We start from the raw sequence: 6888 nt of genomic DNA, 5'->3' as shown, positions 1-6888 counted from the left end.
GTCGGGGCGCTGGCGGCGAGGGTGACGCTGTCCTTGCCCTCGGCGCCGCCGCCGGCGCGCCCCGACGGATCGGGCGCGGGCAAAACGGCCAGATGCGCCGCTGTCGCCAGCCCCAGAAACAGAAGGAAATCCAGCCGCATCATCCGCGCACCACCAATTCGACCGCCCGGTTGGGACCGAGACGCGACAGGATCGCCGCCAGACGGGTCGCGGACAGGGCGGCATCGGCGATGACGGTCAGCGGCACCTCGGCGGGCAGGGCGGTCAGCGCGGGCCAGACCGCCGCACCGCGCAGGTCGCCGAAGGCCGGGGTGCCATCGCCGGTGATCCACAAGACCGCCTCGCCCTCGGCCAGTTTCTCGGGCGAGGCCTCGGGGGGCGCGACCTCGACCGGCGGGGGCGGGGCGATGCGCGAGGTCATCATGAAGAAGATCAGCAGCAGGAAGACCACGTTGATCATCGGCACGATGGCCTCGGAGCGGGGGCGGCGGGACGGGGCTGCAAAGCGCATGGCCTAGTCCTCCGTCAGGGCCAGCCGGGTGAAACCGGCGGCCTCGAGCGCGGTCATCACCTGCACCAGGCGTTGCAGGTCGGCCCCCTCGGCCGGGTGCAGGACGATCATGTCCGAGGGGGCCTCGGTCAGCCCTCCAAGTGCCTCGGGCAGCGCCTCCAGAGCGATCCTCTGCCCGTTCAGGCGAAGACCCTCGGGCGCGATCCGCACCAGACGCGGCGGGCCGGTGTAGGCCTCTGACCCGGCGCCGCCCGGGGTCAGCGACAGGCTGTGGTCGCGGGTGAACTGTGCGGTCAGCATGAAGAAGATCAGCAACAGGAAGACAACGTCGATCATCGGGGTCAGGCTGGGGCGGCGCGGCGCCCTTTCGGGGGCGAAGGAGAACATCAGGCCACGGCCCCCCGGCGCGCCTGGGCATGGATGACCAGGCGGGTCGCATGATCCTCCATGTCGAGGCGCACGCGCTCGGCCACGCTCTCGAACCAGGACTGGGCGATGGTGGCCGGGATCGCCACGGCCATGCCGGCGGCGGTGGTCAGAAGAGCTTCCCATATCCCGCCCGCGAGCACGCCCGCATCGGCCTGCGCGCCGCTGTCCTGCAGGGCCTGGAAGGCCTCGATCATGCCCAGAACGGTGCCCAGCAGGCCGATCAGCGGTGCGATGGTGGCGATCAGTTCCAGCGGGCGCAGGCCTCCGCGCAGGTCCGATAAGGTGCGTTGCGCCAGCCGGGTGATCTCTTCGCGCGCGGCCTCTGCGCCCAGGGCGTCGCCGTGCAGCACCTGCCAGCTGTCGGTGACAAAGCGCAGCCGCACCGTGCGCGGACGCTCGGGCAGGGCGCTGTCCTTGCCCGCGCAGAGCCGTACCACCACGGCCTCGGCCCGGCGACCGCCCCAGGCGCCGGCCAATGACAGCCGCCAGATCTTCCACAGCACCAGCGCGAGCGTCAGCACCGACAGCCCGGCAATGAGCCAGAGGGCCGGGCCCCCGCGGGCCAGCATCCCGGTGAGTGTGGTCAGATCGGTCATGCCCCGTCTCTCCTCATCGGTTCAGTCCATCCCCACCACGTCGAGCGGCTGGAAGATCGGCCCCGCCTCGGTCTGCGCGAAATGCGCCGTGATATTGAAATGGTCGGTCAGGTTGTCTGGCGTGAGAACGTCGCCGGGGGCGCCATCGGCGACAAGGCGGCCCCCACCCAGCAGGATCAGCCGGGTACAATGGCGCGCCGCAAGCCCGAGATCGTGGATCGACACCACCGCAGACCGGCCCTGTTGCGCCAGCCCGGCAAAGAGCCGCATGGTCTGGATCTGGTGGGCCGGGTCCAGCCCGGCGATGGGCTCATCCGCCAGGACCAGCGGCGTCTCCTGCGCCAGGGTGCGGGCGATCAGCACACGGGCCAGTTCACCGCCCGACAGGTTGGTCGCAGTGCGGCGGCGGAAATCCTCCAGCCCCAGGGCGCCGACCGCCGCGTCAATGGCGGCGCGGTCGGCGGCCCCCATGGCCTGTCCCACGCCCAGGTGCGGCAAGCGGCCGAGGGTGACGAGGCGCTCGACGCTGACCGGCCAGGCCACTTCGCGCGCCTGGGGCATCCAGGCGGCCTGTTTCGCACGGTCCCGCCGGGGCAGGGCGGCCAGGCTGCTGTGGCCCGTGGCGGGCAACAGGCCCAAAACCGCGCGCAATAGCGTTGTCTTGCCCGCGCCATTGGCGCCGATCAGGCCGATCAACTCGCCCGCGCCGATGTCGAACCCCACCTCGCGCAGGATGGTGCGCTTGCCACGGTGGATGGTCAGGCCGGAGACGCTCAGCAGGCTCATGCCATCTGCCTCCGCGTCTTGTAGATCAGGTGCAGGAACAGCGGCGCGCCCACCAGCGCGGTGACGACGCCCAGCTTGAGGTCCTTGGTCGGCAGCACCACGCGCACCAGTATGTCGGCGGCCAGCAGCATCGCCGCCCCGCCCAGCGCCGAGGCCCAGAGCAGGGCGCCGGGCCGCGCCCCCACGAAGGGGCGCAGCAGGTGTGGCACCACAAGTCCGACGAAGCCGATGGTGCCTACGACGGCGGTGGAGGCGCCGACGACGGCCGCGGTACCCACCACCAGCGTCAGCCGCAACCGGGTCAGGTTGATGCCAAGCGCCTGGGCGGCATCCTCGCCCAGGGTCAGCGCCTCAAGCCCGCGGGTCAGTGTGGCCAGCAGCGCCAGCCCCAGCGCGATCAGCGGCAGAGCCAGCCAGACGTGATCCATGGACCGGTCGGCGAGCGAGCCCATCATCCAGAAGACGATTTCCGAGGCGGCGAAGGGATTGGGCGAGAGGTTCAGCACCAGCGAGGTCAGCGCGCCGGCCAGCGACGAGACGACGATGCCGGCCAAGATCAACGTGATCGAGGCCCCGCGCGGCCCGGCAAGCGCCAGCACCAGCACCACGCCGAGCACCGCGCCAGCCAGGGCCGCCAGCGGCAGGCCGAAGGCAAAGGCCGCTGCCAGCCCGGTCTGGATCGCCAGCACCGCGCCCAGCGCCGCCGAGGCCGAGACCCCGATCAAGCCGGGGTCGGCCAGCGGGTTGCGCAGGTAGCCCTGCATCGCCGCGCCGGCCATCCCGAGGCTGGCCCCGATGGCCAGCGCCAGGATGGCGCGGGGCAGGCGAATTTCGCGCATGACCAGCGTCAGCGGCGTGCCGTCATCGACGAAGAGGGCGGCGAGGCTGTCGCCATAGGGCGCATTGGCCGGGCCGATCACCAGCGCGGCGCCGGTCAGCGCCAGCACCAGCGCCGAGAGGACCAGCATCAGCCGGGTCATCGGCCGGCCCCGCTCGCGGCCAGCCGCGCGTCCGAAAGCCGCGCGATGGCGTCCAGCACAAGCGGCGTGCCGCAGGACCAGTCCTGGTCGCTGACGATGCCGCGCATGCTGTCGCGTTTCAGATGCGCCACGACAGGGTGATCGAGGATTTCCTCTGCCCGCGAGTCGGCCGGGTAGGGCTGGCCGGTGATCACCGCGTCCGGGTCGGACATGGCCAGCAGTTCCAGCGGCAGGAAGCCGCCCCAGGCCAGGCCGAAATCGTCGGCCACCAGGTCGAACCCGGCGGCGGTGACGATCTGGCCGGGCAGGGTCTTGCCGCCCGAGGACCAGCCGTTGGCCGAGTAGAGCGCGGCGCTGGGCCGGGCCCCCTCGGGCGGGGCCTGTGCGACCAGATCGGCCAGCCGGGCCTCGAAGCGGGCCACCATGCGGTCGGCGGCCTCTTCGCGGTGCAGCACCGCGCCCATGCGCCGCACCCGGTCGCGGATATCCGACAGGTTGCCCGCGGGCTCGAAAACGGCGACGGGCACATCAAGCCGCCGCAGCATGTCCAGTGTCGTGCGGTCCGAGAAACTGCCCGCGATCACCAGGTCGGGGTCCATGAGGTAGATTTCCTCGGCCAGCGCGCGGTTGGGCACATACTGCCGGGCCTGCTCGACCAGCGCCGACCCGCGCGCCTGCTGCGACAGGTAGGAGACCGAGTGCAACTGGTCGTCATCCGCCAGCATCATCGCCAGCTGGTCAGTGCACAGGTTCATCGAGACGACACGCTCCGGCGGGGCCGCGGGCACGCCCGGTTCAGCCCCGTCCTGCGCGCCTGCGGGGGCGGTGGCCAGCACCGCCCCCAGCGCCAGGGATATGACCCTAGAATTGCGCACGCAGCCCAACGTAAAACGCCCGGTCGGAGGTGCCGTAGCCCGCCTGGGTCTGGTATTCTGTGTCCAGCAGGTTGTCGACGCGCATGTAGGCCTCGGCCCCGTCGCTCAGGGCGTAGCCGACCTTGGCATTGACGACCGTGTAGTCGTCGAGCGTGGGCCGGTCCATCGCGCGCTGCAGGCTGACACTGCCCGAGACCCGCTCGGTGACATCGCCCGACAGCGTCGCCGAGATGTCATGCGTCGGAAACTCGAGGTTCCAGGCGTTGAATTGATCAAGCGGCGGATTGTCGCCTTCGGTGTAGGTATAGCTGGCGTCCAGCCGCATGGCGTCGGTCAGCGGCAGGCCCAGTTCCAGTTCCAAGCCATTTCTCGTGACGGTGCCGGGGACATTGGCATAGAAGTCGTCGTCGTAGTCGTCGGGGGTATTGTTGTCGGAATAGTCGATCAGATTTTCCGTCTCGTTGTAAAATACCGTCGCCCGAACAAAGCCTTTCTGACCGATTCGGCGTTCAATCCCGAGATCGACTGACCGACTTTCTTCTGCGTTCAGGTCTGGATTTGCAATCGAGTCCCCGAAAAGCTCGTAGAGCGAGGGCGCACGAAACGCGGTCGCAGCTGAGGATCGCACAATGTAATCTGGTGTGACACGCCAAGAAGCGGCCAGCCGTCCGGTGGTGAAGGTGCCAAATTGTGAATGTTCATCCACTCGCAGGTTACCGACGAGGTCGAGATTGTCCGACGGCGCATAGGTCAGTTCGGAAAAGATGCCCAGTGTATCGCTTTCCCCGGACGCGGGACCAGCCGAGCCAGAGCGGTCGAATGTTTCGTGGGTAAAGTCAGTACCGAAGCGAAGGTCCGAGGACTGGTTCAGCGACATCTTGCCCAAGTAGGACAACCCGAGGCGCCGCCCTTGGTAGAGATTGTCGGCGCTGAAAAAGTCCGTGCTGCCTTCCGTGTCACGGTCGATGGCGTAGTAGGTGACGGCAAACTCGCTGTCGACGGCGCCGGTCGGCAACTGGGCCATGGCGCGCAGGCCAAGAGCGGTGTTGTCTGTCGCTTCATCTGGTGAGCCATCCACAGGGCCGCCTTCATCGTACTCGCCGTAGGAGTCCTCGTAGAACCCGTTGACCTCGACCCGGCCGCCTCCGGCCAGGTCGCGGCCGAGGGCAAAGCTCAGGCGGTTGGCGCGATAGCCGTCGGCCTCGTCGTTGCCGTCGTTCTCGTCGGCTGCGGAAAAGCCGTCGGTCTGGATCGAGGACAGGGTGAAGGCATGGTCCATGTCGCCCTGCTTCATGGTCAGCCCGTAGCTGGCCGCGAGGGTGTTGTAGCTGCCCAGTTCTATGGCGGCGCCGGTGGTCAGGCCCTCCTCGGTGGCGCGCCGGGTGGTGATGTTGACGACCCCGCCGATGGATTCCGACCCGTAAAGCGCGCCCTGGCCGCCGCGCAGGATCTCGATTCGGCTGACGTCCGCGGTGCGCAGGCTGCCGAAGTCATAGGCGACCTGCGTGCCCGAGGTATCGGTCACGTCGATGCCATCGACCAGCACGCGCACATAGTTCTGCCCCGCGCCGCGAACGGTGATGGAGGACTTGGTGCCGACAGGGCCGCGCGCCCGGACGTCGACGCCGGGCAGGCGGGCGATGTAGTCGATCACGCGCGCCTCGCCGCTTTCTTCCAGGTCGTCCCGGGTGACGACACTGGCGGTCGTGCCGATGCGTTCCAGCGTGGTCTCGTCAAGGTTGCCGCTGACGATGATTTCGTCCAGCTCGAAGGCCTGCTGCGCGGCCAGGGGGGTGGACAGGGCGATAAGGGCGGTGCTCGCCCAGAGGGTCTGTCTGGTCATGGTCATCCCAATCGGATCTCGGGCCGGTGTCCGGCCCTGTTTTTGGTCTTGTGATCGGGGGAGATCGCACTCCTCCCGCGCACGGCTAAAGATGCCACCACGACGGAAGGTCCGTTATCCCTGGCGCGCCCCGCGCCCGGATAGGGTGATCACTTCGGCAGGTCTCCTGACTTGCGGGTCGCCGCTTTGCCGGGCCTTCCCCCGGGCCTGGGCCCGAAGTGGCATGTGCCGGCATCGCTCTCCGCTCACAGTTGCGGGGGCAGTCGTGGATTTGGCCATCTGCATGACCGCACCACAGTTCCCTATTATCGGGACGGCGTGCCGTCCCAGACCGAAGCAACCCAATCGTTATAGCCCGCCCGCGCTTGTGTAAAGGGGTGGGGGCTAGCGGATCAGCAGGGCGCGAAAATCGTTAACATTGGTCAGGGTCGGCCCCGTCACCACCTGATCGCCCAACGCGGCAAAAAAAACATGCGCGTCGTTGCGCGCCAGTGCGCCCGCCGGGTCCAGCCCCGCTGCGCGCGCCCGGTCCAGCGTGTCGGGCGAGATGTGCGCGCCCGCGACCTCCGCGGCGCCGTCGACACCGTCCGTGTCGCAGGCCAGTGCGTGAATTCCCGCCGTGCCCTCAAGGGCCAGCGCCAGGGCCAGGCAGTATTCCGCGTTGGGCCCGCCGCAGCCCGCGCCGCGCTGGGTCACCGTCAGTTCGCCTCCGGACAGGATCACCAGGGGCGTGGCGCCGCTGCGGGTGCGCTGCAGGTCACGGGCCAATGCGGCGTGCTCGGCGGCGACGGTGCGCGCCTCGCCCTCGATCGCATCGCCCAGTATCCGGACCTTGAGGCCCTCGGCGCGGGCCAGCGCGGCCGCCGCG

At 69.1% G+C, this 6888-nt stretch carries 8 protein-coding genes and 1 riboswitch; all 8 genes read right to left on the bottom strand.

From position 1 onward, the window contains the following. Window positions 1–139 precede the first annotated feature (139 nt). A complete protein-coding gene (locus tag ACH107_RS28415; RefSeq protein WP_310692160.1) occupies window positions 140–511 on the bottom strand; it encodes an ExbD/TolR family protein in 372 nt (123 codons plus the stop codon). A gap of 3 nt (window positions 512–514) precedes the next feature. Then, window positions 515–898 (bottom strand): ExbD/TolR family protein, encoded by a 384-nt coding sequence (locus tag ACH107_RS28410; protein ID WP_412509104.1) that lies wholly within the window; start codon window positions 896–898, stop codon window positions 515–517. Continuing rightward, the gene (locus ACH107_RS28405; protein ID WP_412509103.1) at window positions 898–1536 is read right to left on the bottom strand and encodes a MotA/TolQ/ExbB proton channel family protein; all 639 of its coding nucleotides are present in this window, start codon (window positions 1534–1536) and stop codon (window positions 898–900) included. Before ACH107_RS28405 ends, ACH107_RS28410 begins: the two co-directional genes overlap by 1 nt. 21 nt (window positions 1537–1557) lie before the next feature. Further along, a complete protein-coding gene (locus tag ACH107_RS28400; RefSeq protein ID WP_412509102.1) occupies window positions 1558–2322 on the bottom strand; it encodes an ABC transporter ATP-binding protein in 765 nt (254 codons plus the stop codon). Continuing rightward, window positions 2319–3302 carry a FecCD family ABC transporter permease gene (locus ACH107_RS28395; RefSeq protein ID WP_412509101.1) on the bottom strand — a complete coding sequence of 328 codons (984 nt, stop codon included), beginning with the start codon at window positions 3300–3302 and terminating at the stop codon, window positions 2319–2321. Before ACH107_RS28395 ends, ACH107_RS28400 begins: the two co-directional genes overlap by 4 nt. Next, a complete protein-coding gene (locus tag ACH107_RS28390) occupies window positions 3299–4177 on the bottom strand; it encodes an ABC transporter substrate-binding protein (protein WP_412509100.1) in 879 nt (292 codons plus the stop codon). The genes ACH107_RS28395 and ACH107_RS28390 overlap by 4 nt, the downstream gene beginning before the upstream one ends. Beyond that, a complete protein-coding gene (locus ACH107_RS28385) occupies window positions 4164–6020 on the bottom strand; it encodes a TonB-dependent receptor plug domain-containing protein (RefSeq protein WP_412509099.1) in 1857 nt (618 codons plus the stop codon). The genes ACH107_RS28390 and ACH107_RS28385 overlap by 14 nt, the downstream gene beginning before the upstream one ends. 138 nt (window positions 6021–6158) lie before the next feature. Then, a riboswitch (cobalamin riboswitch) is annotated at window positions 6159–6371 on the bottom strand. Between the two features lie 33 nt (window positions 6372–6404). Next, a partial coding sequence (locus ACH107_RS28380; protein WP_412509098.1) for an MOFRL family protein occupies window positions 6405–6888 on the bottom strand: 484 nt, incomplete at its 5' end.

It is taken from the genome of Roseovarius halophilus (ex Wu et al. 2025) (assembly GCF_047086965.1).
This window is presented reverse-complemented; position numbering and strand designations above follow the sequence as displayed.